Genomic DNA, 2616 nt, shown 5'->3' on the forward strand with positions numbered 1-2616 from the left:
AACTGCCCATGAACCTGGGAAAACGCTGAAATATGGAACCAGGATCCCAGAAAGACCGGAATCGGCCCCAAACGGCTGCTATGCTCGCCGAAACGTCCATTTCACCCCAAGGAGGCCCTAAATGACCGAATCCGCCCTCATGAGCCACATCTACGAAGATGTGACCCTCCGGCTGCCGCGCAACGTGCTCATCGAGAGCCTCGCCGCCGCCTCCGGCACCCAGACCCTCTCCGAGTACGTCGCCGCCGCCCTTCAGGCCGCGAACAACACCCCCGCCGAGGCTCCTGCCGAGTCCGAAGCCCCGCAGACCGAAGCGCCCGCAGAGCCCGAGACCCCCGCCGCCGCCGCCGAAGAGGACGAGGACCTCGGCACCAAGGCCGACTACGCCCTCACCTCCGACCCGATCGAAACCACCGAGGACGAGGGGGGCGACAAGTGAGCACCCCCGTCTTCCAGCCCGGCGACAAGGTCCGGCGGATCATCGACAACTGGGCGGGCGTGAAGGTCGGCGACATCGAGACCGTGGCAAGCATGGGCGGAACCTACTCCCCCGCCGTGTTCCTGGTCGGCCACTCCATCGGCTTCATGCCCAGCCACTTCGAGATGGTGGAGGCCGCGGTTCCGGTCATGGAGCCCGATCCGGACAACAGCCCCGACCCGGTCGCCGCATTCCGGATCAAGCTGCTCGCGTTCACCGAATCCGGCCGCCAGCTGCCCGCCCGAGGGGTTTCCCAGAACGTCCCGACCGACCCCGCCGAGTTCGAGGCTTACGCCGACGAGCTGGCTGCGATCGTCCGCAAGACCGTGCTGTACGTCCTGAACGGAGAGACCAAGTGAGCGCCATCGAATTCGAGCCCTGGCCCAAGATCGCCCGGCCGTAATGTTTCTGATACAATAAGAGGCATGAGCGAAAAACTCCCATGCGCGCACTGCGGGCTGAAGCCTCGACTCCCCGGTTCGGGGCAGCGCTTCTGTTCCCCCGAGTGCCGCGAAGCTGCCAAATCCAACCACAAGAAGCCCACGAAGGAGGAAGTCCGTGACCGAGCAGAACGTCGCCGACGTAAGCGCGGCTCGACCAAGCGGCCCCCTACGTGGAACGAGGCCGGAGAGCGCTGGTGCCCCTTCGGGGAGCATTTCGTCCACCTCAACACGTTCCGTCAAGGGTACTGCGACACCTGTCGCCCTCTCCAAAAAAAGGACTGGAAGCTCCGCGCCAAGTACGGAATCAACCTCGCCGAATGGAACCGGCTCTACGAGCAGCAGGATGGCAAGTGCGCCATCTGCCTTCGGCCTGCGGATCGGCTCGACGTGGATCACGATCACGCTACAGGCCGCGTTCGTGGCCTGCTCTGCTTTCGCTGCAATTACACACTGCTCGGCTGCGTCCAGGACGACGCCGACATACTACGAAGGGCGGTAACATACCTTGTCAGCAATTGAGTTCGTACCTTGGGGGAAAATTAGTCGCCTCAACCGCGACATCGTGGTGACCGAGAAGATCGACGGCACCAATGCCGCCATCCTCATCACACCCCTCGACCAGGTGGACCACATCCAGCACCACGACGGGCGCCACGAGCTGTTCGAGCCCGACGCCCAGAAGGTGATCGCCTCGATCGCCGACGCTGAGGGCCGCGTGTTCCTGGTCTTCGCCCAGTCCCGCACCCGGTTCATCACCCCCGACGCCGACAACTTCGGCTTCGCCAAGTGGGTGGAGGCCAACGCCGAGGGGCTCGTTGCAGCGCTCGGCGAGGGCCGCCACTTCGGCGAGTGGTGGGGCCAGGGCATCCAGCGCGGCTACGGCCTGAAGGAGAAGTGCTTCAGCCTCTTCAACACGAGCCGCTGGAAGGACACCCAGTTCGAGGTCCCGGGCCTCTCGGCCGTGCCGGTGCTGTACTGGGGCCCGCAGAGCGAGGAGCGCATCAAGACCGCGCTCGCCGTCCTCGACGCGCACGGCTCGCCCGCCGCCGCCCGCCTGGGCTCGTTCAAGCAGCCCGCTGAGGGCATCGTGATCTGGCACACCGCCGGACGCACCTTCTCGAAGGTGACGCTCCTCAATGATGAGATCCCTAAAGGGTTGGCGGGATGATTTCCCGCACGCCCGCGAAGACCGACGAGGAGCGGCGCGAGCGCAAGGCTGCGGCTGGACGCCGCTACCGCGAGACCCATGCGGAGCACATTCGCGCCTACCGGGAAACGCATCGAGCCGAAGCGTCCGCCTCCGGGCGGCGACACAACCTGAAGCGTTTTGGCCTGACGGTCGAAGATTATGACCGGATCCACGCCGCCCAGGCGGGACTCTGCGCATGCTGCGGGAAGCCGGAGACCTCGGTGGTCAAGGGTACGCGATCCCGGCTGCGTGTTGACCACAATCACGCTACCGGGGCGGTTCGTGAACTGCTCTGCAACGACTGCAATCTACGAATCGGGCGACTGCTCGAAGACAAGGAATGGACCATGCATGCGCTAGACTATCTGGCCAGGCACGGGGTCACCCTGAAGAACGACGAGGCCCCCAAGGGCATCGAGGGCCACAAGGGCGACGAGGAGCAGAAGTGACCCAGGTCAGCGACCGCAAGGCCCGCGAGGGCTTCAAGGTGGTCCAGGCTCGCCCGG

The 2616-nt window shown here is 65.1% G+C and carries 4 protein-coding genes; all 4 read left to right on the forward strand.

Going from position 1 to position 2616, the window contains the following annotated elements:
- The first annotated feature begins 121 nt into the window (after positions 1-121).
- The 4 genes from ABFE16_06125 (at position 122) to ABFE16_06140 (ending at position 2559) form a co-directional block, all read left to right on the forward strand.
- Positions 122-439: a hypothetical protein gene (locus ABFE16_06125; GenBank protein MEN6344865.1), complete on the forward strand. Its 318-nt coding sequence runs from the start codon at positions 122-124 to the stop codon at positions 437-439.
- Positions 436-837, forward strand: coding sequence for a hypothetical protein (locus ABFE16_06130; protein ID MEN6344866.1), 402 nt, complete (start codon positions 436-438; stop codon positions 835-837). The genes ABFE16_06125 and ABFE16_06130 overlap by 4 nt, the downstream gene beginning before the upstream one ends.
- Positions 838-1426: 589 nt before the next feature.
- Positions 1427-2089, forward strand: coding sequence for an RNA ligase family protein (locus ABFE16_06135; protein ID MEN6344867.1), 663 nt, complete (start codon positions 1427-1429; stop codon positions 2087-2089).
- A complete protein-coding gene (locus tag ABFE16_06140; GenBank protein MEN6344868.1) occupies positions 2086-2559 on the forward strand; it encodes an endonuclease VII domain-containing protein in 474 nt (157 codons plus the stop codon). Before ABFE16_06135 ends, ABFE16_06140 begins: the two co-directional genes overlap by 4 nt.
- Positions 2560-2616 lie beyond the last annotated feature (57 nt).

The sequence above is a fragment of the Armatimonadia bacterium genome (assembly GCA_039679385.1).
Lineage (GTDB): Bacteria > Armatimonadota > Zipacnadia > Zipacnadales > JABUFB01 > JAJFTQ01.

Excerpts from the sequence above, each read along its gene's own strand:
- ABFE16_06125 (MEN6344865.1), top strand. The coding sequence starts at position 122 with ATGACCGAATCCGCCCTCATGAGCCACATCTACGAAGATGTGACCCTC.
- ABFE16_06140 (MEN6344868.1), top strand. The coding sequence starts at position 2,086 with ATGATTTCCCGCACGCCCGCGAAGACCGACGAGGAGCGGCGCGAGCGC.